This is a genomic window from Paenibacillus chitinolyticus (assembly GCF_045038035.1).
Classification (GTDB): domain Bacteria; phylum Bacillota; class Bacilli; order Paenibacillales; family NBRC-103111; genus Paenibacillus_F; species Paenibacillus_F chitinolyticus_A.
Map to the genome: position 1 here is coordinate 3,458,880 of NZ_CP173427.1, position 24,019 is coordinate 3,482,898.

Consider the following 24,019-nt stretch of genomic DNA (forward strand, 5'->3'; position numbering starts at 1 on the left):
CATATTTGTGCCCGGGTGCCATTTCCTCTATGCCTTGCGGGCCGGGGCTTTCCGGGTATATTCAGGAAAAAAAAGAGACTCCGGAAAATTAGGAGTCCTGCCGCATTTACTGATGAATCGTCCGGTATTTCGCGGGGGTAATGCCTTCGTATTTCCGGAACATCCGGATAAACGAATTTCTTCCCCAGTAACCGACTTTTTCGGCGATATCGTCCATTTTCAAATCCGTTTGAAGAAGCAGTTCTTTCGCTTTGACCAGCCGGTATTTGGCGATGTACTCCACGTATTTCTCCCCGACTTCCTCCTTGAAGGTCCGGCTGAAATGGCCTACGGACATATTCATGGAATTCGCAAACTGTTCGATCGACAACTCTTCATCGTAATGCTCATGAATATACGCCAGGATGTCGGTAAATTTGCAGGCCCGCTCATCCGGCTTGGCAGGTTGGAAAAGCAGCTCATGAAACTCCAGGAAGCAGCGCTTCACTTCTTCCAGCGTCATGCAAGCGTTGACTTTCTCGAACAGCCCCGCATAAAAAGGCACGTTGAAGTCTTTGCGGTCGGTTTCCGCCGCCCGTACCCACGTATTTAAAATGTCCGTGCACAAATATTTGATCTGAACGGCCGTGGCGTTTTTGCGTACGGCTTCCTCCACCGTTTCGTAGGCCGACTGCAGAAGCTTGTCGTAGTCGCGCGTTTTGCAGATGTTCAGAATGCGGCCCACCTCCTGCACGCTCAGGAATGTATCGCACTGGGTCGAATCCGGCGCGCTCTGCCCGCTGCAAATCTCGACGCCCGCGCTCAGTCCGCGGCGCTGCAAAACCGATACGGCCTGCTCATATGACAAGTGAAGCTCTTCAATGCCGTATACGGTCCTGCCGATGCCGATCGTCGCTTTGAAATAGCTGCCGTACAGCTGCAGAACCGCGCGGATCAGGTTCGCTTCCTCTTCCGGGCTCCGGCTGAGGAAAGGGTCCTTTTGAATAACGCAGACGAGCAAGTCGGACTTGATTCCGCACAGCCAGATGGTCGAGGGCACGAGCTGGAGAATGCGTTCTTTCAGCTCCGCCGTCAGGAACGATTTGGACGTCTCCGAAAGCCGGCCGTACACGTCCGGATCATAGTGCAGCGCTATGCCGAGCACGGTCCGCGCCGCTTTTTTCGTATAGGTAAAACCGATTTCTCCGGCGTACGTCTCGATAGAGAGGGCGTCCCTGTATTCGCCCAGCAAAATTTTGGTCACAAAATGCTCCTGCACGATCGGAAACATGCCCGTCACCCGCTGGTTAAGCTGTTTGTTTTCCGAAATGATCAACTGCGAAAACCGTTTGATCACATCGTAATCGTTCCCGTCGCTTCGCATCTGCAGCGCCTGGGCAGAGCCGTGCGATTTGAGGCCCTCTTTGATCTCCAGGATAGGCCGGTACATGCGGCGGCTCAAATAATACGAGACGAAACTTCCCACCACAATGAAAAAGGCAAGAAAAATCCAACTGATAAGCCGCGTAAGATGGGCAGGCTTCATGAGCGTAGGCAAATCGACAAGGCTCAAATAATAGGACGTGTCATCAAAACCCGATTTGACCAGCGAGATCGCTTTGTCCTCCGTCATCAGAAATTTGGAGTCGCCCGAGGCCGCCAGGGGCGACGGAATCCGGCTGATACCGTCCGACACAACCCCGTTCGAGCCGATAATTTCTCCCCGGCTTCCTAGAATCGCGGTACCGGCCACCCAGTTTTCCCGGATGTCGATCAACCGCTGCAATTTCTCCCTGCTCACATCCACCACCAGATACACTTCGGGAGTATTCGTATTGAACGGATAGCTCATCAAGGCCGACAAGGCGGAGCCGTCCGGCTTCGGTTCCGTAAACTCCATCATTTTCTTATTTGTAAACTTGGCCAGGTATGCCGCCTTCTCCTCCGCCCCCATCGGATAACGGAAATCGAAATAGTACGACTTATCGGTATACGTATCCACATCAATGACAAGGTCGTGATGAACGAATACCAGGTATGCCTTGGTCACCAGATCATCCGCTTGCAGCTTAATCAGCTGCTCCCGCAGAGCGTGGATCAGCTCCATACGCTGGGGGTTCTCGCCGGACAGATCTCCGGTTTCTTTAAGCAGGCTGCGTATATTGGAGGTGCTGAGCATGTTAATCATATTCGTTTTCAGGGAATTGAAAGCGGTGTCCGTCTGTTCGGAGAAACGGCTCATAATGACACGGTTTAATTTCTCCGCATCCTTCTCGATCAGGGAGACGACGAGGAAATGAGCCAGTGTGCAGGCGACAATTACGGGAATCAGAATGACGACGAAATAGTTGGCGAAATGACGCCAGAACAAGGCGATACGGAAAGAACGCGGTCTCGGAATCGGAATCATGGTCGGCCTACCACCTTTTCACGGAAGGTTGAAAGAAAGGAATACAGGAGAAAAATCGGGGACCGGAACGAATGGGGGACGAAGAACCGGCAGCACCGGAAACGATCGGATAAAGGCACGGCATCCCGGCAGGACGTAATGAGAGCGCTCTCACGCCACCCTTTAGTTGTATTATAGTGGTGGTGAAATAATAATTCTACAATTTTGTGAATTTTGAAATAATATTTTTTGAACAACGTGAAAAAACCCTATTTCCTCCGGGGGGGAAATAGGGTTTCATGCGGACCGTCAGGTCCGTTCGTATTGCTGCTGCGACAGACAGGTTATAAAGGAAGGGTCATCGTAATCGTTCTCGGAGCGAAGCCCAGCGACTCATACAGATGAAGCGCATGATTTCCGGCGTACACGCTGAGGCGTACTTCGGGGTATCCCAGGCTTTTGAGCTGTTCGACCGCTTCCTGCATGAGTTTTCTGGAGATTCCGCGTCCTCTGAAATGTTCAAGCACATAGAGCTCGTATACAAACCCGATAATCCGGTCGGTAAACGAATCTTTGCTCTCCCCGATCAGCACCCATCCGGCCAGCCGCTTCTCTTCCGCTGCGATCAGATAGTAGCAGCCTTTTTTCAGAAGGGGATCTACGAGCTGCCTCACTTTGTCCCGGTTCGGTTCGGCATTTCCGAGCGTTCCCTCCGCTAAAGCCTGCGGCGAAAGCCTCCGGATCTGCTGAATTTCCTCCGGAATCGGTTTGCGGATTTCCATCTCGTTCGCTGCCCCCTTTGCGTTCCCTTTTGCCCGGTTTCTTCTCTTCCGTAAGGTATAAACATACGACCCCGCACGGCGGGTTCCTTCTTTTAAGCGTAAAAATCGAGCAGCTTCCGCACGTTGTACTCCAGCGTGTCTCCATCCGTGCGGATAACCAGCTCCGGGTTTTCCGGAGCTTCGTACGGGTCGCTGATGCCGGTAAAAGCCGGAATTTCGCCATATCGCGCCTTCGCGTACAGTCCTTTCACATCCCTGCGCTCGCACTCTTCAAGAGGACAATCCACGAACACTTCGATAAATCGCGGCAGGTTCTCCCTGGCGTACGCCCGCATTTCGCGGTACGGGCTGATCAGGCTGACCACGGTCGTGACGCCGTTGCGGTTAAGCAGACCGCTTATGTAGACGGCCCGCCGGACATTCTCCATCCGGTCCTCCCTGCTGAAGCCGAGGCCCGTTCCGACCTGCCGCCGGAGCTCGTCCCCGTCCAAACATTCGACGGCGTGCCCACGGGCCGCAAGCTCCGCTGCGAGAGCCTTGGCCGTCGTGGTCTTGCCCGAACCGGAAAGTCCCGTCAGCCAGTAAGCGAGGCCGGCCGGTAACGTTTTGTTAAGCGTGTGCGTCACAACTCTCCACTCCTTCTTCGTAAACGCGCGGCATCTGCCTCTGCGAACCGGCATCTGCGATGCGTTCGAGCAGCCCGTCGCCGTACCGCCTGCGAAGCTGCAGGTCCGGCATATGAATGTAGCCGATGTAGCAGTCGCAGAAGTCCATCCCGCACGGGCGCGGCTGCGAAAGCGCGTCCAGGCCGTCCCGGTACAGATGACCGATGACCCGGCGGTCTTTGTAGCAGCGCTTCACTATGCCGGGTCCCTGCACGTAGAAAACGTCGAGGCCCGTGCCGCACGCCCGTCCCCGGCTCTCGTAATCCTCGGCGTTCAGGTCGAAAAGCGGATCGAGGCCCCGTAGGAAAGCCCGATCTTCATCCGTGTAATAATCCCGCTTGTCTTTGAACCCATTGACCCACATATACACGTCGGAAGGGAGCGAACGGCGGAGCGACTCCAGCCGGCTGAAGGCGCTTTTGACTCCCACCGATCCGACGCTGAACGGAATTCCCCGATTGTAGAGCTGCAGAACCTGCCCCAGAAATTTCTCTTCCGTCGTCTGTCCGGGATGATACGTGACCCAGAAAGCCGCTTTACGCGGATTCAGTTCATCGGTCCACGCGAGACCGGCGGATAAATTCGTCTGGATCGCGACTTTATCCACGTGTTCCATGTGCGAGAGCCGGACCATGGCCTCCTTGTACCAGCGGTGAGTCAGCCCTTCCCCGTAAGGATTGAAGAAAACCGACAGGCGGTGGCCTTCGGCTCCCTGGCTCTCCGCCCATTCCGTAAAGGCTTCGACCTGCCGCCGGTCCTTCGCCAGCGTGGCGGCGCTGTCCTTGTTCTTGCTGAACGGGCAGTACGGGCAGTCGTAATTGCACGACGACAGGCTCCCCCGGTAATACAGCGCCGCCTTCATGCGAAGGTGTAACCTTCCATCAGGGTGCGGGTCTCCGGGGAGATAAACCAGTCCCCGATGGAATCGGAAAGGGCGATCCCGTCGTCCGTCAGCCGGAAACATCCGCCGCCTGTTCCCGTTTGCCGAACCCGCTCGGCGAGCCCCGTCTCCGTCAGCCGGTTCAGCTCCGAATGATCCTCCAGCGCCTCCGTTCCGAACCGGCGGGCGTAGGATGCGAGCTCCAGCCCCTCGCGGTGAAGGAGAGCCTTTAGAATAAAGCGCCGCTTCCGTTCCGCCTCGTTCAGGATGAAGCCGTAATCGACGAGGTCATGACGCTCCGCAGCGACATAATCGGCGATAATGCCGGCCGTCGCGCTGCGGCTTACCGCATAGCGGGTCGCGTAGTGCACGCTGTTTGTGTACGAGCGGGCACCGCAGCCGAGACCGACCATGCCCTCCTCCTGGCAGCCGTACGGCAGGAGCGTTTTGGGCGACGAGGCGTTCGCGCGCGCGAACCTCCTCATCGAATACTGCGTATACCCTGCGGCGAGGAGACGGTCGCGCGCCGCCGTGTAGCAGGCCATGCGGATATCCGCGCCCCGCTGCCGGATCTCTTCGGGCTTGACAATCGTATGCTCCCGCGTATACAGCGGGTATATAAAGATTTCCTCCGGCTCGTAGGCAAGCGCCCGCTCCAGGGAGTAAAGCCAAGTGTCCACGGTCTGGCCCGGCAGACCGTAAATAAGATCGAGATTGAGGATCGGGAACTTGTACCGCTTCAGCTGTTCCAGCGCCTTCTCGACCACCAGCGGCATTTGCGGGCGGTAAATGGCCGCCGCCTCCGCTTCCACAAAGCTTTGGATGCCCATGCTCACCCGGTCCACTCTGTGTGCCTGCAAAATATCCAGGCGCTCTGCGGTGACCGTCTCGGGCGAAGTTTCGACCGAGATGGATGCTTCTCCGCTGTCGAGTCCCATGACGTCCTCCGCTATCCGGAAAACTCGGTCGAGCAGCCCCGGTTCCAGCAGCGTAGGAGTTCCTCCTCCGACGGCAAAACGCGCGAATTTCTTATGCGCGACATGGGGAGCCCACTGACGGGCCTGCCGCTCCAGCGCATCGACATACTGCTCGTGGGCGCCGGTCCGCTTGTCCGGCAGGGTGAACAAATTGCAGAAGCCGCAGCGCGCCCCGCAGAACGGGATATGCATATATAAGAAGAAAGTTTCCGCCGGCTCGTCCGCCCACAGCTCCTGCAGCGGGATTTTTCTCTCCAGCTCCCGGTAAGCCGTCTTGTGCGGATACGAATACAAATACGAACGGTATGGCGCCAAGCGAAAATTTTCTTCCCAAGCGGAAACGGACATTTCTTCTGCTGCCGGCACCGGTTGGTTCCCCAATTGAGAAGAGGACATCGGCCTTTCACTTCCTTTTCGTCAATTTACAAAATAAACTCGCGGTAAGGCACATTCCAGACCGCTTCGTGTGCGAGCCGGTGGCCTTCGTAGCCGTCTTCGCCGTAGCACGTTCCGTGGTCGGAGAAGGCCAGGCAGAACACGGGCCGCTCCCGCTCTCTCATCGCTTCGAACAAACGGCCCAACTGGCCGTCCACGTAGCGAAGCGCGGCCCTCTGACTCTCGACCGAATCTTTTTTCGCGCCGGGAAGGAAATAATGATTGGGCCCGTGAATCGCTGAAACGTTCAGGAACATAAACAGCTTCTCGCTTTGTTCCGTCCGATCGAGTAGTTTGAGGGCGTGATTGACCTGATGCTCGGTGGAGCGCGGGTTCGTCACCCCGAAAGTCATCCGCCAGTAACTTTCCCGGAAATAGCCGGGGAGCACCCGGGCAAGCGGAACTTTTTTCGTAAAAAAAATTACACCCCCGATACAGATCGTCCGGTAGCCTTCTTCCTGAAGACCGGACACCAGATCGGGTGTGTCGAAGAGCCATGTATGGGGATGGGTTTTAAGTCCCGTGTTCTTGGAGTGGAAAAGCCGGATATGCTGCGATTTGTCCGTCGTCGCCGGAGTCGGCAGAAAGCCCCCGAAAAAAGCGTGATGGGCCGCATACGTAAAGCTGCCGGGGGTGTGCCGCTTCTCCCAGGAACCGCCGCCGCACAGATTCGGGCAGTTGGCTTCCTCCAGCACGGCGGCGTCGTAACGCAGCGTGTCCAGCGTAATCATCAAAATATCGTGGGTGCCCACGATTTCGTTCATATTCATCATAACGTGCCTCCCTCGCCCGGAGATCCCGCTGCGGCTTTGGGCTGCCCGGAAGCTCCGGTTCCGGCGGGCCAGGTCAAACCGGCAGACCCGTAAGCCTTGGGGGCCCAGGAAGCTGCGGCAATTTCCGCGGAACCGCTTGCGATCCGGCTCATCTGCCATTCGTACGGGTCCATTCCCTTGTGAACGACCCGGTACAGCAGATCTCCGAACGGATTCATGTCAAGTATGTAAGGCGCATGTGACGCGCCGTCGAGCAAAACATCGACTCCCGCTGAGAAGGAGCGCGGAAAAGCGGCCAGCGCTTTTGCGGCGCAGGCCGCAGCTTCCGCCCGGATGCCCGGCGCCAGGCCGAGGTCATCCACGCTCACCCTTTCGCTGCGCAGGTGCAGGTTCGTGATCGGCGTCCGGCTTACCCGGGCGATGCTGTGGCAGGCTTCTCCCGCCACGACAAGCTGACGGATATCGAACGTCCGGTCGCCGTAAGAAGCTTTGGCGATCCACTGCTCGACGTGGGCGCCGTGCCTCAAGAGCCAGTTCAGCACCTGGCGGATCGCGGTCGGGTCCGTGTAACGCCGGAGCTTCATCGCGTTATAGAATACCGGAGCGCGGGCGCCGTAGTTCTCGACGCCGACGGTCGTGACCGCCTGCTCCGCGCCCGTACGCGGGTTGATGCGGTAAGCGACCACGCCGCAGGCGCCGGAGCCGGAAGCGAGCTTCACAAAGACCCGGTGAACCCGCCGGGAGAGCATCAGCCCGCGAAGCGCCTCGCAGTCCGCGATCTCCTCCGGCGGAGCCAGAAGGCGGGGCACCGGCACGCCGGCAGCGGACAGGACGCGGTGCGTCTGCCGCTTGTCGAACATACCGGCGATGTCCTCCGGCGCGTTCGTCCACTGCGGCTGCGGCCACAGCTCCTCCGCTTCTCGCCGCAGGCGGGCGAGCAGCCTCGCGAAGCCGCGGAACCATTGGGACGGGTGGTACTGCCGTCCCTCCTGCTCCGCGAGCGCGAGCGCGGACCGCACGGAGAGCGGCTGCGGATCGCTGCGGCGCCCGAACGGAAGCAGGCGGTCGCCGTGCGCCGCCTCTTCGTGGTCGGGAGCGCCCAGGGCGATCAGCCCGCGCTCCACCGCGAAGAGCTCGCCGGGCGCGTCCAGCCGCAGCAGCGGAGCCGGTCCGCCCGCCCGCTGTGACGACGCCCCGGCGAGGCTTGCCGCCTGCGCGAGCGATGCGCTGCCGTCCAGCAGCCCGGCGTACGGCAGCACGACGGCCGGAGGCAGCCCCAGCTTCGCCCGGGCGTTCTGCAGCCCCGCCGTGCGGCGGTTGTCCGGGTTGCCGATCAGGATCATCCTCTGCGGCACGGCCGTTATTCCGTGAGCGACGGATACCGGTAATCGTCGTCTTCGTCCATATCCTGCTGATCTTCCGTGTTCACGTTAAGGCCGGACGATTTCCAGCGGTTTACCATTTCATCGGACATATAGTGATGGCTTAAGTCCAGGTACTTCAGCTTTTTTACTCTCTCGCTGTTCAGCAGCGCTTCCGCCCCCGTATCGGACAGCGTTCCGTCCGACATGTCGAGGGTATGCAGCCCGTCCAGAATCGGGGCATCCGCCAGTGCGATTGCCAGCTCGTCCTGAATTTCGCTGTTTTTCAGACCGAGATAAGTCAGTTCGGGGAATTTGCCGGGCTCCGTGAGCTTGAGTACATCTTCCAGGCTGCCGTCAAATCCGTATTCGTCCACGCCGAGATAAAGCTCCAGCTTTTTGAGACGCGGAAAAGAACCGTCGTAAATTTGACGGATCACGTCCTTGCCCAGGCCGCCGCAAATAATGGTCAGCTCCTCCAGGTTTTCGTGACGAGCCGGGTTCAGATCCAGTCCCGTGCTTCCTTTGATCGTAAACGACCGGAGAGCGGGATAAGCCTCCAGCAGCGGGGCCAGGTTGGACTGCATAATCCAGGACACTTCGCATTCCTCGAAGCTCATGTCTCCGATAAACAGACTCGTCAGTTTCGGAAACCGGTCCTTCAGAGCGACAAGCGTCTCGACGGTTTCTTCGGAATCGTTCTCGTAAGCACCGCCCCAATCCCCGATAATGAGGCTTGTCAGCTCCCCGCTTTGCGGGCTGTCCGCTAGCTCCTCGAGCAAATCTTTCATTTTCTTGCCGGCTTCGTACTGGTCGTAATCGATCGTTAGTTTAACCTCGGACATAACGGTCCCTCCCATGTAAACTTTTTCCTTCTATGTACGATATAATCCTAACTATAAACGATTCTAAAAAAGACTTGCAAACATTTCCGGACAACCGGACCCGCTGCCCGCCTTCTTTCGGCTTCCGTACGGGAGGGTCTGTTTCGTATGGAAAGTGCGCCGGATGGCGGGTTTAAGAGGATGGAATCCGCCTTTTTTTGCGGATAATATTCGTAAAAAAACGCCGTGCGAAGTGCACGGCGCTCGAATGAACTGCCAGGTTCACAGACGGAAATCAATCCGCCAGGCAGAGGCTTTCCGGAGAACCGGGAAGATTACGGTTTGCTTTTTTTTGGCGTCAGCCCGTCTTTTTCCGTCAGAACCTCGATGCCGGTACCGTCGGGTATAAGCGGAATATTCCCGTTAACCCCGGCGGAATACACGTTTGCGTTTTTCTTCCGGCCGCTCCTTCAAGTCCGGACTCTGAAAATAGGTCTGGCTCATGACCACGATTTGCGGCGAAACGGTATTCAAAAAAGCTTGGGACCACGAGGCCGATCCGCTTCCGTGAGAAAGACGCCATGTCCTTCTCCCGCATGCCGTAAGCTCTTACTTGCTGTTTTTATACCGCTCGTAAGACTGCTTGTAAATCTTCATATATTCGTCCACGCCCATCTTTTGCACGGTCGCCACGTATTTTTCCCACTCGGACATCGGCTGGGAGCCGGTGATGAATTTCGCTTCCATTTCGCCGATATACGTTTCCATGTCCTTGCCCACCGTGGAGCGGAATTCGGTCTCTTCTTCGGTGAAGTTGAAGCTGTTCCACAGCTCCTTCACGGCGTGAGGCTCCGCTTTCTTGCCCGTTTCCACGGATTCCGGCAGCGTCTCCGACCCTTTGAAATATTTCTGCTGCACGTATCCCGGGTAGCTGCCTCCGAGCCACGTGATGTATTTGGCCAAAGCCTGGTCCATCGTCAGGCCGTTCGGATTTTTCGTGATTTCCTCGACGAATTCGAGCTTGCCGTCCGCCGTTTTCTTATAAGTCTGGCCTTCGATTCCCATGAAATAGAACGTCGCGCCTTCATCGCCGTAAAAATGGTCGATCCACCGCACGGTCGCCTCGGGATTCTTGTTCTTGTCCGTAATGACGAACGCGCCGGGCCAGACGGCCGGCACCTTGACGTGCGAGTAGAGCTGGTCGCCGTGAGGGCCTTTCAAAGCGCCGAGTCCGAAGTAGCCGGTCTGGTTCATCTGGGTTTTCGGATTCGGATTGATGGTGGCGCCGAACACGCCCTTCTGCCCTTTGGCGAACAGCGCCGCCGTCTTGATCGTAAAGATTTCTTTATCGATCAAGCCTTCGGTGTACAGCTTGCGCATGTACTCGATCACTTCTTTGTAGCCCGGGTCCGTCCGGAAAAACCGCAGGTCCTTCGTTTTCGGGTCCACATCGACGAATTTGTGGCCGAGACCGCGGTTTCCGAAGCCCCACGCCCCGCGCAGCTGCTCAATCAGCGGGTTGATTCCCTCTCCCGCATATGGAATTTCATCCGCCTGTCCGTTTTCGTTCAGGTCGGTTTCTTTGATCTTTTTCAAATACTGGTAGAATTCCTCCGTGGTGGCCGGCTCTTTCATGCCCAGCTTATCCAGCCAATCCTGCTTGACCCAGAGCGGGGTCCCGATCAGCATCGGAAGAAAATCCGGGCTGTAGAAAGAAGGGAACGAATAAATGTTGCCGTCCGGCATGGTCAGGCCCTTCTTCAAATCCGGGTACTTCTCCATCAGTTTCTTAAAGTTCGGAGCGTACTGGTCGATGAGGTCGTTCAGCTTGACGAACGTTCCCTGCGCCCCGTATTTCATCAGGTCGGAGGAAGGAACGCGGGCCGAATAGAAGGCGTCGGGATAATCCCCGCCGGCCAGCGCGAGATTGCGTTTTTCCGTCAAATTTTCAAACGGTACGAGTTGGAACTTGATATTCATGTTCGTCATTTTGGCGTATTCTTTCCAAACGAGCGTTTCTTCGAAGTTATTGCCGTTCGTCGCCGCCTTCCCCGTGAAGAAGGTGAGCGATACCGGCTCCTTGGCGATGGGCATTCCCGTCGGATTCAAATTCGCCACTTCTTTCTTGCTGCCTTTGCCGTCCGCGCTTCCCGCGCTTTCGTTTCCTCCGCTGCATGCCGACAGTACGCTTACGGCCATGGCAACGGTTAACGTCACGGCAGTCCATCTCATTTTTCTCATCAGCAATTCTTCCTCCCTTAGTCCATTGTATCTATCGGCAGCCGGGGTGTCAGCCCCGGCGGACCCGAAAAACTTTTCGTCCCGCGAATCAGCCTTTGACGGAACCGATCATGACGCCTTTGACAAAATACCGCTGCAAAAACGGGTACAGCATCAGCACCGGCAGATTGGCCACGATGACGACGGCGTATTTGATCGCTTCGCCCTCCATCACATTCCGGGCATGTGAATCGTCTCCGACCCCGAGCATTTCCTGCATCTGCCCCTGGATGAGAATTTCGCGCAGGAAGAGCTGGAGCGGATACTTGTCGCGGTCGGTCAAATACATCAGTCCGCTGAAATACGAATTCCAGTGGCCCACGCTGTAAAACAAGATCATAACGGCGATGATCGGCATCGAAAGCGGCAGTACGATTTTCCACAGAATGCCGAGATTTGAACAGCCGTCTATCGAAGCCGCTTCCTGCATTTCGCCGGGGATCGAGCTCTGGAAGAAGGTGCGCATGATAATGATGTTATACACGGACACGGCCCCCGGAATAATGAGCGCCCACATCGTGTTGAGCATGCCCAGGTTTTTGACGAGCAGATAGGTCGGAACCATCCCCCCGCTGAAAAACATCGTAAACACCATGAGGGCGGAAATCGCGTTCCTTCCGGCAAAATCTTTGCGCGAGAGCGGGTAAGCGGCCGCTACGGACAGAATCAGATTGATCGCCGTACCGACGACCGTATATACGATCGTGTTCAGGTACCCCGTCAGAATTTCGTTATTCTGAAAAATCTTCGTATAGCCCATCCACGTAATGTCTTTGGGCCACAGCCACACTTCTCCCCGCATGACGGCTTCCGGGCTGCTGAAAGAGGCAACCAGAACGAAGACAAGGGGATACAGCACAATCAGGGAAACGAGAGACAACAGCAGGTACACGACCCAGTCGAACGCTTTTTCCCGGGTGCTTTGAATGGTATTCATCGGGCAGCCCTCCTTTCTACCACAAGCTGGTGCTGCTGACTTTGCGGGCGATCCGGTTCACCGTTAGCAGCAGAATAAAATTGATGACGGAATTAAACAGGCCGACCGCTGCCGAATAGCTGTATTGACCGTCGATAATCCCTTTCTGGTACACATGCGTGGAAATGACGTCGGACGCCTGCATGTTCAGCGAGTTCTGCATCAGATAAACTTTCTCGAACCCGACGCCGAGCAGCGATCCCATATTCAGAATGAGCAAAATGGTGACCGTCGGCATGATGCCCGGCAGATTGATATGCAGGATGCGCTGCCAGCGGCTTGCCCCGTCGACCCTTGCCGCCTCGTGAAGCTGAGGATCGATCCCCGTGAGGGCCGCCAAGTAAATGATGGAACTCCAGCCCATCTGCTGCCAGACGCCGGACAAGACGTAGACGCTTTTGAACCAGGCGGGATCGGTCAGAAAGTTAACCGGTTCCCCCCGGAACCACGTCACGACCATATTCAGCAGCCCGGTCTGCGGCGAGAGGAATATAAACACCATGCCCACCAGAACGACCGTCGACAGAAAATGCGGCGCATACGTGACCGTCTGGACGAACTTGCTGAACTTTTTGGAGCGGACTTCATTGATCATCAGGGCCAGAATAATCGGAACCGGAAACCCGACGACGAGCTGATAGAGTCCGATGCCCAGCGTATTGGTCAGCAGGCGCCAGAAATAATAGCTTTCGAAGAACCGCTCGAAATGTTTGAAGCCCACCCACGGACTGCCCCAGATACCTTTGGTCGCGATAAAATTTTTAAAGGCAATTTGTACGCCGTACATGGGAACATACTCGAAGACCAGGAAAAAGACGAGAACCGGTAAGATGAGAAGATACAGATCCCAATTTCTCCGGACCCGTTTAAAGACCGCGAATCGTTTCGGTTTACGGACGGCCGAAGCGGCCGGGGCTGATGACGGAGCCGCCGTTTGTGACGATGACGCTTCTTGTGACAAATGCCCACCCCACTTTTCATGTATTCTTTCCGGAGCATAGCAAACGGGTCCGCCGCCGGGTATATACACTTCTTTGTCTCCTTGGCCCCGGATTCGCCGGATAAAAAAAAGATAAGAATCTAAAAAAAGGCTTATTTGTCCCCCGGCGTTCTTTGGATAAAATAAGAAGACAACACGGAAAGGGAGCTTGATGCGTTTGAAACGGGTCCTGCTTAACCGGCATTCGCTGGTCTACATCCTATTTTTCAGCTTTCTCGGCATTCTGCTGCTGTTTTCCGTTTTTAACGGAGTGTCCGTCTATTTCTTTAACAAAAGCATGCAAAACGAAATTATCCAGTACAACCGGCTGATGCTTAAAAATACCGCCGAACGGTACGAGACCCATCTCGAACGGATCAAAACGATGCTGTTCGATCTCTATTCGAACGAAGCGGTCGTGGCGTTCAACCGCCAGCTGCTGACGAAAGCGGAGCCGGACATCGAATATTGGAAGGCGTCGGAGGTTCTGAAAGCGGTCCGCGCCCAGGCTTACAATCCGATGTTTTATCTGAATAACCTGCTGGTGTATTACGATTCGCATTCGCTGATCGTGGAGAAAGAAGGCAGTGTGAACGCGCCGATGCTGTTCGAATCCTTTTACCGGAGCGCGGACTATCCGCTTGCTTATTGGAAGGAACAGTTTGCGCGAAGCGGCAACTACGCGCTGCATCCGCAGTCGTCCTTCAACGTGACGACCTTAAACTCGTCGGTGGACGTCGAGCTGATCCCGTTCTCCTTCCGCATGCCCGGCTCCAATTATCAGATCGTAGCCCTACTGGACGCCCGCGCTCTGCAGGAAGCGTTCTACGGACCCGGAGACAGCCGGGAGTTTATGATCCTGCGGGAAGACGGCTCCCTGCTGTACCGGTCTTCATCCGCCTTCGGCGCCGGGGATATCCCCTCCTTCGGGCCGGAAGGAGCCGGGTATATGAAAGCGGGCGACACGTATTTTTTTGCCGAAAAAGACCCGCTGACCCGGCTTACGTATGTCACGGCGCTGCCGTACGCGAATATTACGGCCAAAGTGCGCAACGCGAGCCTGACGCTGTTGCTTATTTTTGCCGCCGCCCTTCTGCTCGGCATTGCGGCCTCGCTGTTCTTCAGCCGCAGAATTCACCGGCCCGTCGAGCAGATGCTCAGCTCCATTGCGAGCAGGGACCTTGTCCGGCCGAAGAGCGCGATCCGCGAATTCGACCTGATCCATCAGAACCTCCACGAGCTGATGCAGGAAAAAGAAGCCGTCCAGAAGGAGCTTCTCGGAAAAAAGTCGCTTCTGACCAGCTTCGGGTATATCAATAAATTGAAAGCGATTACATCTGATATTAACGACTGGCAGGACATCGCGGAAATGGACGACCCGTTCTGTCTCGTGCTGGCCCAGCTTCATTTCAAAGAGGGGACCGTTCCCGAAAGCCACTCTCGGCCGGACCGGATCGCCTACTATATCCGGGAGTATATCAACGTCGTCATGACCGAGCATCTTCCCCATTCGCACACGTTCCAGATCGACACGAATCAGATTTTGACACTCGTAAAAGGCGGAGACGAGCCGGAAAAACTCAGGGAAGCGCTGGAGAAGCTGACACCTATCCTGGACCGGGACAAAGCTTATTTTCTCGTCACGCTCGCCGTCGGCCCGGTTCACAGAGGCTCGGGCCAGTTCAACGCCGCCTACAGGCAGGCGCAGGAAATGGCGCTGCAGGCCCGGCCTCTGGACGAGTGCCAGATTATCCGCAGCCACCGCGTTTCGCCTCCCTACGCGCTGAACACTGCCCAGGAGCAGGAGCTGTTCCGGCACATCCAGGCGGGAAATCTCGCCCACTGCGTGTCGCTGACCGAACGCATCCTGGAGCAGATGCAGAAGAAAGACGCGGGGCTCGCCCAGTACCGGCAAATCGCCGAGAGCATCCTGCTCCGCGCCGCGAGAGCCGTCGAGCCGTACGGCCGCGCCGCCGCAGCCGCAGACGCTGCGGCAGAGCCGGATTCGGGCGCCGGTCCCGGCCCCGAATCCCCGGCAGCGGGTGCGAACGCGCATCGTTCGGCGGAGACGCCGCCGGGCGCAAGCGCGGCAGCAGGCAGTATTCCCCGGTGTTTGCCGGGGAATATGCTGCAGAGCGGCGGCAGCAGCGACGGAGCCGGACCCGCGGCTGCCGGCGCCTGCGGCGGAGCTTGCGGCCCGGAGGGAGGCCTCTCCTTCCAGGAGCGCTACCTGCGCCTGCTGAGAAGCTGCTGCACGCCCGACCAGTTCAGGCGGTTCTACGCGCAGCTTTTCAAGGAGGCGGCCGGGATTATCGCGGCGGGCATGGAAGAGCGGGATTCCGTCATCGAATTCGTGATGAACGAGCTGGAAAACAAGTTCGCCGACGATATTTCGCTCGATCTGCTGGCGGATAAGCTGAACTTGTCGGCCGCCTACTTGTCCGTCTATATCAAGGAGAAAACGGGCGTAAACTTCAGCGAACAGCTCAACGCTATCCGCATCCGCAGGGCGAAGGAACTGCTCGGCGGCACCGGTTTGAGCGTGCAGGAGATCAGCGTGAGAATCGGCTACCGCAACGTCACATCCTTCAACCGCATGTTCAAGAAGATAACGGGGCTTCCGCCCGGCGAATACAGGAAGAGATATGTTATCGGCGGGGAGTTTAGGGATCTGTAACCGGAGACAACCTGTAAAGAAAGATGACCAAGGAATCTCTGGGACAAGTCTCTAACAAAGAAATCGACACTATTCCCGAAAAGAGCAAAAAAAGCCGCATGGGCTGCGGCTTTCCCGATCTCGTTTATAAACCTACGGATTGTTTTGGATGGTCAAATGACTGCTTACGGTAGCCCCTTCGGGACTATACTTGTAGTATTCCGCGTAATAGGAACATGCGGCGCTCATCCAAAAGTTGTTCGTTCCGACTCGGTTATACGCTTCGGCCTTCACGGAGCCCAAATTGTTTAGAGATTTGCCCGGACAAGCCTCGTACACGTACGCATACACATAGTTATCGTACCAAACGATCGTATCGATGGTCAGTGTGACCCGGCCGTATTGGTTCGCTCCGGGGATGGAGCCTGTCCTGTCCCCTGTCTTATCCGCAACGATTGTGCTGCTGGAAGAAGCGAAGGAAGAAGACACCAACGTAAGAGACAAAAGACCCGTTAGTACGACAGAAACCAATTTCTTGTTCATAGCAACTTCCTATTAATTGGAATATATGTATACATCTAATACTTTAAATAATTATTAACTAAATGTAAACGCTTTATATATAAAATTAAATAAATATTTGCTAAATTATAAGCGGCAAGGAACGTCTATACGCGGATTTGATGATCAATAACTATGTGCCGCATCCGTTTCCTCCTCACTTTACCCTAGTCCATGCTATACTGGAGCAAAAAAAGAATCGGGGCTGAATCATGCAGACGTACCTCTCCTTATTAAGGGGAATCAACGTTAGCGGCCAGAAGCTGATCAAAATGGCCGAACTCAAGAACATGTTCGAAGCGATGGGGTTTCTTTCGGTCAAAACGTACATTCAGAGCGGCAATGTTCTGTTCCGTTCAGACCTCGCAAATTCAGAAGAGGCGCTCCGAGAGCGGATTGAAGATGAAATCACCGCCGTCTTCGGCTTCCAGGTATCCGTTATTTTACGAACGGCGGAGGAATGGGAGCAGATTATACGGGACTGTCCCTATGACGCGGCAAATTTGAAAGAGGGCGAGAGCATCTACGTGACGCTTCTGAGAGACCGGCCGGAGCCGGAAGATTTGGGGCGTATCCCCGCGGCGGACCCTTCGCTGGAGGAATACCGGGTGAACGGACGCGAGGTGTACTTCCTGTTTCATCAGAGCATCCGCGATTCCAAGGTGGCCGCCGGCCTGCACAAGCTGAAAACTCCCGCTACGACGCGCAACTGGAATACGATGAACAAGCTGCTTGCGTTAGCCCGTACCCTCTAGCCCGTCACTTATCCGAAGGCAGCCTTATCTCCTCCTGCCCCGCTTCCCGGTGGGACGGGTCGTGACGGCTGACTATCGTCAAAGTGACGCCGGGCACCGCGCGCTTAGCTCATAGGCCATCACCACGTCTTGCGCCGAACCTCTTAGCTTGATCCGGCCTTCCTTGAGCCGGATCGCCGGATCGCCGGATCGTAAACGGGCGCTTCGGGCGGTGCGGAAATCTGGTCCGCGATAACGAAAAAAAGCCGCCAATCGGCGGCTTTCTTTGTTCCGTCCCGCGGCGCGGCGTTAACGGCAGCTCCCTGCGCTCGGCAGAATCCGGGTTGCCGCGGCACTGCTCTCGTCCGGCACAGATATGTACCGGGGTGCATTTTGGTGCATTTATTGGCCTGCTTTGCCGATCTTTCTCTTTTTCAGCTCATAGGAATTTACGCTCGTAGAGATGATATACTCAGGCTTCGGCTGTCCTCTGTTCTGGCGGTGACCTTGGATATGCTCTTCGCTCTTCTCCCAATTCTTCCAGGCTTCTTCCGATTCCCAGCGGATCAGAATCAGCACTTCCTCGTTCTCTTTCTTCGAACGGTTAACCATCACACTGACGTCGATAAGACCTTCGCGGCTGTCAATGGCGCCTTCTTTGCTGAAACGCTCGACAACCTGCTCGGCATTTCCTTTTTCCACTACGACGGATCTCGTTTGAATGAACATGAAGATACACTTCCTTATTTGTGAAATATACGTTCATTTTAATTGATAAAGATTATCATTGTCAATTCGATCCTCTTCTCCACAGACCCCCCGGACACGGCTTAAACCCGCTTTTTTCGTAAAAAGAGGTGTGCGCTTCGGCAAATGTGACGGTGACGATCTCAAGTCCCCGCCGGGCCGCTTCTTCCAGCAAGCGCGACACCAGAGCCTTCCCGATTCCCTGGCCATGATAGCCGGGATGCACAATGATGTCTTCCATATAACCGTGCTGAAGTCCCGTGCCCGCCACATAGCCGAAGGCGATCAGCCCGTCCGCTTCGCTTCGCACACCCGCCCAGAAATTGCAGCGATCGAAAAGAGCCGGGTAATCGCTGCTCCGCCTGTCCCAGCCCACACTCTCCCGCAGATCGGGAACTTCAAAATCCTGTATCTGCAAATTGATCTTTACTTCGCGAATCATTTTAACAGCTCCTTTGCCCGATAAATTAGGCCAATCATGAATTTAGGAGAACTATAACAAGGAGACAAACGAGAATTTTCAAGAATGAAAAGTTAAATTCGATTTATTGAATTGAAAAGAAAAAAACATCCCGCAACTTTAAGCCCCCGTCCTGTAAATTGCATGAACTTTTTAAAACGGTCTTTCCCAAATAGAGGAAGAGGTCGTTTAATTTTGTCGGCGATTGCCGCTCAGCTCCTCATTTTCCGTTCTTTTGATAAAACATATCCAGAGAAGACATAGATTTCCGGCTTTCGACAAACTATATGGAAGGGGTTGTAAAATCACCCGCTACTTATACGGGAAAGAAGGTGGTCCTATGGCACAATCAGGGGGCAAAATATCGTTCTTGCAGTTCGCTATGATGTTTCTTCTCGTTAACGGCCTCTTGAATCACGTCATTCTCAATCCCATCATTTTGGATGCTTCCGGCAGGGATGCGTGGCTCGTTCCCTTGTTTGCCGCCTTTTTACTTCTCCCATGGTGCCTTCTTCTTGTTTTTTTCATGAGAAGGTCGGGGCAGCAGAAGCTCCAGCCTTGGCTGGCCGCGCGGACGCATCCGGCCGTCTCTTGGATACTGATTTTCCCGCTTTACGCGGTCATCTACCTGATCGGAATGACGACGCTGCTGCATACGAGCATATGGACGGTCACGAATTACCTGCCGGGCACTCCGCCCTTTGCGTTGAACCTCACTCTGGCCGCGGTATGCACGTATTGTGCTGTATCGGGCCTACGGACCATTGCGATCAGCGCGGGTGTTCTCCTGCCGTTCGTCATCGTGCTGGGTTACTTTGTTATGTCAGCCAACATGCCCAACAAAGAATTCGACCGGCTCTTTCCTTTAATGGAGTACGGGATGAAACCGGTTATGGACGGGCTGGTCTATGCGGGCAGCGGTGTTATTGAATTCGTTCTCGTCCTGGCCCTGCAGCAGCATTTGAAAGCGAAAATCAAAAGCTGGCAGCTTCTCATCCTGGCTTTGATGTTCATTCACATGATGCTGGGCCCTATCGTCGGCGCCATCACCGAATTCGGGCCCGAGGAGGCCGCAAAGCAGGCGGAATCGCCCTATGAGCAGTGGCGCCTCGTCAAAGTGGGCGATACGATCGAGCATGTCGATTTCTTCTCCGTTTTTCAATGGCTGGCGGGGACGACGGTCAGAATCAGCTTATCTTTGTTTCTGCTGGGGGATCTGCTTCCCTTTACCCGGGTGAAATACCGGAACCGGTTTATCGTCTGCATGGGCCTAAGTTACCTGATTGTGACTCTGATGCCGATTACTCAGCAAAATCTGTATGAGTTTATGCAGCGTTACTACTTTCCGCTGTCGCTTATCGCGATACTGGGCTCGACAATCGTATGGACGATCGTATCCGTAGCGGCTAAACCGGGCAAGGAGGGGGCTTCCTAATGGCGCAAAACAACGGCAATGCCGAAATATGGACAGCCGGACAGCTCAAGCAATTGTTCAATCTGAGTGAAGATGTCGTTCTGCTCACCCACAATTTCGGGCAAGAAGGCCCGGGCGCAGCGGAAGTCCTTCTGCTGTATAGCGAGGGAACCAGCAACAGCCAGCTGATCGGAGAGATGGTCTTGCCCGGGCTTGAGATGGCCTTTGACAAAGATCAGGGCTTCCGTACGGTCGGGACCGTCCTCGGCTCTTGTCTGCCGCTTATTCCCTTTAGCGGCCCCATTACGGCCGAGACGATCTCGGAAGGCTTGTTTGAAGGGAAGCTGCTGCTTGTTTTTCCCGGCCTTCGCTCGGCGTTCTTTATGAATATCAGCAGTTTGCCGGAGCGGAAGCCGGAGGAATCCAATACGGAGCTATCCATCAAAGGGCCGAGGGACGGATTCGTGGAGAACCTGTCGGTTAACACCGCTTTAATCCGCAAAAGAATCCGCAGCCACACGCTCTGCTGCGAGCGATTCGTGATCGGGAGAAGGACGAGGACCAAAGTGGCCCTGATGTACATCTCGGACATCCTTTCGCCCGAACTGCTGATGGAAGCGCGCAGCCGGCTCAAATCCATAGACGTGGACGGCATCTTCAGCATTTCTCAGATCGAGGAGCTGATCACGGATCAGAAATACTCCCTGATGCCCCTGATGGATTATACGGGAAGATCGGATTTCGCCGTCAGCGCCCTTCTTAACGGCCGCTTCGTCATTATAGTCGACGGCAACCCGATGGTACTGATTGCGCCTTCCACCATGGCTATGCAGCTTAAATCGCCGGAAGATCTGCATACGAATTTCTTCTACACGTCGTTTTCGCGCCTGGTCCGGATTCTCAGTATTTTCCTGTGCGTACTGCTGCCGGGCTTCTGGGTTTCGCTGGCCGCCTTTCATCAGGACCAGATTCCTTTCAGGCTGCTCGCCACCATCACGATCGCCCGTCTGGGCCTGCCGTTCTCCGGGCAGTTCGAGCTTCTCATCCTGCTTATCCTGCTGGAAGTGTTCCGCGAAGCGGGGATTCGTCTGCCCAGCGCCATCGGTCAGGTTCTGACCGTAGTGGGCGGCCTCATTATCGGCGACGCCGCCATCCGGGCAGGGCTCGTCTCGCCCTCCGTTGTCGTGGTCGGCGCCATTACGGCCGTAAGCAACGCCACCCTGGTCAACCAGAACTTAAGCTCGGCCGTCAGTCTGCTGAGGTTTTTCCTGTTCTTCCTCTCCTGTATCCTCGGCATGTTCGGGCTCATTATGGGAATCATCCTGGTGACGGTTTATTTGTCCAGGCTGAGATCGTTCGGGGTGCCCTACCTGGCCCCGTTCTCGCCGCCGGACTACAGCGAATGGGTCCCGGCTTTTATGCGCCTTCCCTGGTCCAAGATGACGCGCAGACCCGATATTCTGCATACGCAGGACAAGAACCACCAGAAGGAGGATAACCCGTGAATTTCGTCAAAAACGGCGCCTGGTTGGGCATCCTTCTGCTGCTGACCGGCTGCTGGAACTCCAAAGATATCCAGACGATGGCTTATGCGGCGGCCTTGGGCATCGATTACGCGAACGGAAAATATATCACGTATGTCCAGGTCCTGAACTTCTCCAATATTGCCAAAAGCGAAAACAACCAGATCGGCACGCGTATTCCGATCTGGGTCGGCCGCGGGGAGGGGAAAACCCTCTCCGAATCGCTTACGTCCATTTACTCCACTTCGCAGCTGCGTCTGTTCTGGGGGCATGTCAAAGCCGTCGTCGTAAGCGAAGCTTTGATGAGAAAGGGGCTTCCGGACGTCTACGACATGCTTAACCGGTACCGCGAGATCCGCTACAACATTTTGTTCTACGGCACAAACAAGCCCTTGGATAAACTCCTGTCCCAAACGTCTCTACTCAATTTTTCGCCGGTAGAGTCCTTATTGACCCGGCCCGAGCAGTACTATTCGCAAAAATCGCTGATCCTGCCCGTATACGGGTATAAATTCATAGCCGATTTGAACGAGTCCGGCAATTCGACCATGCTTCCGTCTCTCACGGCCAATTCCGTCGTTTGGGAAGAGGACCAGTCGAAGGTTTCGTTATACGAAATAAACGGCGCTTATTTTTTCAACGACTATAAATATGCGGCCTGGCTGTCCCAGGAAGACCTGAAAGGAGCCCGCTGGCTCCAAACGAAGCTGGAGCGGACCCCTTTGGACGCTCCGAAAGATCATCCTATGGCCGCTCTGATTTTGGAAAATCCCAAATATACGGTTCGAGCCCGTCTCGTAAACGATCAAGTCCGATTTTCCATTCTATTGGAAATCGATGCGTTCATCGATGAACTCCGGGAACAGGTGACGGAACCGGAAATCGAAGCCGCGGCTCAAAAGGAAATCAAAAAAGAAATTCTCGCCTCTTTCCATAAAGGGGTCGACAAGCGGGTCGATGTCCTGAAGCTGAGCGAAACGCTGTACCGCAAGTACCCCGACGTATGGAAAACGCATTTTAAAGGAAAAGAATTTCCGTTGGACCCGGATTCCATCGAGAAGGTCGACGTGAAGGTGGACATCACTCATGCAGGCAAATACAAAGAAAAAAAATAGCCTGCTGCCGGGTTCTACCGAAGAGGCTGTGCATTGCGGAAACGAATGACGGAAAAAAGCGAAACGGACGAAGCCAGAAGCGCCTCACGCAAAGGGTGAAGGTTCGGCACGATCCGAAGTTCGGCTCCCGTGGCCGCCAGCTTGGCGAGCAGATCCCCCTCCCGTTCGACCGATAAGGGCGTTACCTGCCGCTCGGCCGTATAGTAGCCCGCTGTCGCATCGAGCAGCCGGAAGTCCCGTTCATCGAAGGTATACCGGTACAGAGCCGTTTCTCTCAGCCGCTCCAGCCAGGCGCTCTCTATCGCGATCACGGTACCCGAGTCGCCAGGTCCGAACAGCAGCCGCTTATCCGCGTCGGAGACTCCGTCCGAAACAGCGTAGACGATGCGCGGGCAATCCCGCGGGAAATAATACAGATGCGCATGCGCTTTATCGACCGCCCAGACGACAGGGGGCAAGCCGCCGCGTCCGGGCGGTTTCCGGGGGACGAACGTCTTGATGCCGGGTTCTTCGCTGAAATGATAGAGCACGGTTTGTCCCCCTTTCTTAACGGAATCCGATTCGATCCGCTGCGGTTTTATTCCCATGGTTTGCAGCTCTTTAAACATCCGGCTGTCTCCTTCCGTTTCGTCAAAAAAATTCATCCAGCCGGATGTAATACCGGACCTTGTCCTCGTCAAGCCCGTCCAGCCCGTAAAGTTCCAGGAAGAGCGCTTTGTAACGGTCGTCGCCGTAGTCGTGCCGGAGGCTGCGGATCGCCAGGCCGATGTCCTGATAACGGTCCGCCACGCCCGCACGTCCGAGATCGATAAATCCCGACAGCTTCTCACCGTCGATAATCAGATTCGGAGCACAGTAATCTCCGTGCGCAAAAACCAGATCTTCGGTTACCGGCTTACTCTCAAGCAGCAGCCCGTACAATTCCTCCGGCGTGCAATCGTACTCCTCTTTTATATCGGCCGGGTCCACCAGGCTCTCATCGACTATTCTTTTCGCATCCCGGAGCTTCTTCTCCAGCCCGTTCGACAGCGGACATTCGCGGATATCGAGGCCATGCACGCTTCGGAGCCCTTCCGCGTACAGCTTCACAAACAGCTCCGGCTTCGCCTGGATGGTTTCGTGGGAGCCGTCTTTTCCGCCTAGCGCCTCCATCAGCAAGTAGTCCATCCCGCCGTGTTCGGCCGTGTACAAAATTTTGGGGACCGGGAGCTTCCCGTCCAGCCAAGCGAGCGCTTCAATTTCGGGCCGGAGCGTTCTCCACCAGACACTGGGGGCGATTTTCAGAAATGCGGGGGTGCCCCTGTACTCTTTCACGTGATAGACGTGATCTCCGGAATATCCGATTTTGTTCACGGTTAGTTCCGTCTGCCCGAGAAGCTCAAGAAGTTCCTCCGGCCAATTACGCGTACTTTCGTTCATTTGTCAGTTCCTCCTTAAAATTCGGCTTAGTACGGATCTTGATCCTCCTGCAAGGCCCGATTCGTCCTCCGGCCCTAATTTCCTCAGTAA

The 24,019-nt window shown here is 55.5% G+C and carries 21 protein-coding genes; 5 read left to right on the forward strand and 16 right to left on the reverse strand.

Annotated features, from left to right (window positions below; all coding sequences use genetic code 11):
• Positions 1-106: 106 nt before the first annotated feature.
• From ACI48J_RS15425 to ACI48J_RS15475, 11 genes are all read right to left on the reverse strand, one after another.
• Entirely contained in the window at positions 107-2,389 is a 2,283-nt protein-coding gene (locus ACI48J_RS15425; RefSeq protein WP_405079100.1) for a helix-turn-helix domain-containing protein, read from the reverse strand.
• A gap of 323 nt (positions 2,390-2,712) precedes the next feature.
• Positions 2,713-3,150, reverse strand: coding sequence for a GNAT family N-acetyltransferase (locus tag ACI48J_RS15430; protein WP_405079102.1), 438 nt, complete (start codon positions 3,148-3,150; stop codon positions 2,713-2,715).
• A 92-nt stretch (positions 3,151-3,242) separates the two neighbouring features.
• A complete protein-coding gene (gene cysC, locus ACI48J_RS15435; protein WP_405079103.1) occupies positions 3,243-3,776 on the reverse strand; it encodes an adenylyl-sulfate kinase in 534 nt (177 codons plus the stop codon).
• Positions 3,760-4,677, reverse strand: coding sequence for an STM4011 family radical SAM protein (locus ACI48J_RS15440; protein ID WP_405079105.1), 918 nt, complete (start codon positions 4,675-4,677; stop codon positions 3,760-3,762). The genes cysC and ACI48J_RS15440 overlap by 17 nt, the downstream gene beginning before the upstream one ends.
• A complete protein-coding gene (locus ACI48J_RS15445) occupies positions 4,674-6,020 on the reverse strand; it encodes an STM4012 family radical SAM protein (protein WP_405083240.1) in 1,347 nt (448 codons plus the stop codon). The genes ACI48J_RS15440 and ACI48J_RS15445 overlap by 4 nt, the downstream gene beginning before the upstream one ends.
• A gap of 74 nt (positions 6,021-6,094) precedes the next feature.
• A complete protein-coding gene (locus tag ACI48J_RS15450; protein ID WP_326054717.1) occupies positions 6,095-6,880 on the reverse strand; it encodes an STM4013/SEN3800 family hydrolase in 786 nt (261 codons plus the stop codon).
• Positions 6,877-8,223 carry an STM4014 family protein gene (locus tag ACI48J_RS15455; protein WP_405083241.1) on the reverse strand — a complete coding sequence of 449 codons (1,347 nt, stop codon included), beginning with the start codon at positions 8,221-8,223 and terminating at the stop codon, positions 6,877-6,879. Before ACI48J_RS15455 ends, ACI48J_RS15450 begins: the two co-directional genes overlap by 4 nt.
• A gap of 17 nt (positions 8,224-8,240) precedes the next feature.
• A complete protein-coding gene (locus ACI48J_RS15460; protein WP_326055669.1) occupies positions 8,241-9,086 on the reverse strand; it encodes an STM4015 family protein in 846 nt (281 codons plus the stop codon).
• A gap of 588 nt (positions 9,087-9,674) precedes the next feature.
• Positions 9,675-11,306 (reverse strand): ABC transporter substrate-binding protein, encoded by a 1,632-nt coding sequence (locus tag ACI48J_RS15465; protein WP_405079107.1) that lies wholly within the window; start codon positions 11,304-11,306, stop codon positions 9,675-9,677.
• A gap of 88 nt (positions 11,307-11,394) precedes the next feature.
• The gene (locus tag ACI48J_RS15470; protein WP_405079109.1) at positions 11,395-12,282 is read right to left on the reverse strand and encodes a carbohydrate ABC transporter permease; all 888 of its coding nucleotides are present in this window, start codon (positions 12,280-12,282) and stop codon (positions 11,395-11,397) included.
• 16 nt (positions 12,283-12,298) lie between these two features.
• Entirely contained in the window at positions 12,299-13,282 is a 984-nt protein-coding gene (locus ACI48J_RS15475) for an ABC transporter permease (protein ID WP_405079110.1), read from the reverse strand.
• 190 nt (positions 13,283-13,472) lie between these two features.
• On the opposite strand from ACI48J_RS15475, the gene ACI48J_RS15480 reads away from it, so the two are divergent.
• On the forward strand, positions 13,473-15,977 hold the full coding sequence (locus ACI48J_RS15480; RefSeq protein ID WP_405079111.1) for a helix-turn-helix domain-containing protein: 2,505 nt from the start codon (positions 13,473-13,475) through the stop codon (positions 15,975-15,977).
• 132 nt (positions 15,978-16,109) lie between these two features.
• On the opposite strand, the gene ACI48J_RS15485 is transcribed toward ACI48J_RS15480, so the two are convergent.
• Positions 16,110-16,499, reverse strand: a complete 390-nt coding sequence (locus ACI48J_RS15485) for a hypothetical protein (RefSeq protein WP_405079112.1) — start codon at positions 16,497-16,499, stop codon at positions 16,110-16,112.
• 230 nt (positions 16,500-16,729) lie between these two features.
• Here ACI48J_RS15485 and ACI48J_RS15490 point away from each other — a divergent pair, with 230 nt between their 5' ends.
• Entirely contained in the window at positions 16,730-17,272 is a 543-nt protein-coding gene (locus ACI48J_RS15490; protein ID WP_405079113.1) for a DUF1697 domain-containing protein, read from the forward strand.
• A gap of 381 nt (positions 17,273-17,653) precedes the next feature.
• Here ACI48J_RS15490 and ACI48J_RS15495 read toward each other — a convergent pair whose 3' ends face one another.
• The gene (locus tag ACI48J_RS15495; protein WP_042227914.1) at positions 17,654-17,980 is read right to left on the reverse strand and encodes an antibiotic biosynthesis monooxygenase; all 327 of its coding nucleotides are present in this window, start codon (positions 17,978-17,980) and stop codon (positions 17,654-17,656) included.
• Between the two features lie 61 nt (positions 17,981-18,041).
• Positions 18,042-18,440, reverse strand: coding sequence for a GNAT family N-acetyltransferase (locus ACI48J_RS15500; protein ID WP_326055381.1), 399 nt, complete (start codon positions 18,438-18,440; stop codon positions 18,042-18,044).
• A gap of 358 nt (positions 18,441-18,798) precedes the next feature.
• Between ACI48J_RS15500 and ACI48J_RS15505 the strand changes: the two genes are divergently transcribed.
• The 3 genes from ACI48J_RS15505 to ACI48J_RS15515 are packed head-to-tail and all read left to right on the forward strand — an operon-like array spanning position 18,799 to position 22,510.
• A complete protein-coding gene (locus tag ACI48J_RS15505) occupies positions 18,799-19,893 on the forward strand; it encodes an endospore germination permease (protein ID WP_405079115.1) in 1,095 nt (364 codons plus the stop codon).
• A complete protein-coding gene (locus ACI48J_RS15510) occupies positions 19,893-21,377 on the forward strand; it encodes a spore germination protein (protein WP_405079116.1) in 1,485 nt (494 codons plus the stop codon). The genes ACI48J_RS15505 and ACI48J_RS15510 overlap by 1 nt, the downstream gene beginning before the upstream one ends.
• The gene (locus ACI48J_RS15515; RefSeq protein ID WP_405079117.1) at positions 21,374-22,510 is read left to right on the forward strand and encodes a Ger(x)C family spore germination protein; all 1,137 of its coding nucleotides are present in this window, start codon (positions 21,374-21,376) and stop codon (positions 22,508-22,510) included. The genes ACI48J_RS15510 and ACI48J_RS15515 overlap by 4 nt, the downstream gene beginning before the upstream one ends.
• Positions 22,511-22,524: 14 nt before the next feature.
• On the opposite strand, the gene ACI48J_RS15520 is transcribed toward ACI48J_RS15515, so the two are convergent.
• Both ACI48J_RS15520 and aph(3')-IVa read right to left on the reverse strand, forming a co-directional pair.
• Positions 22,525-23,118: a DUF6886 family protein gene (locus tag ACI48J_RS15520; RefSeq protein WP_405079119.1), complete on the reverse strand. Its 594-nt coding sequence runs from the start codon at positions 23,116-23,118 to the stop codon at positions 22,525-22,527.
• Between the two features lie 22 nt (positions 23,119-23,140).
• Positions 23,141-23,929, reverse strand: a complete 789-nt coding sequence (aph(3')-IVa, locus tag ACI48J_RS15525) for an aminoglycoside O-phosphotransferase APH(3')-IVa (RefSeq protein ID WP_405079121.1) — start codon at positions 23,927-23,929, stop codon at positions 23,141-23,143.
• Positions 23,930-24,019: the final 90 nt, after the last annotated feature.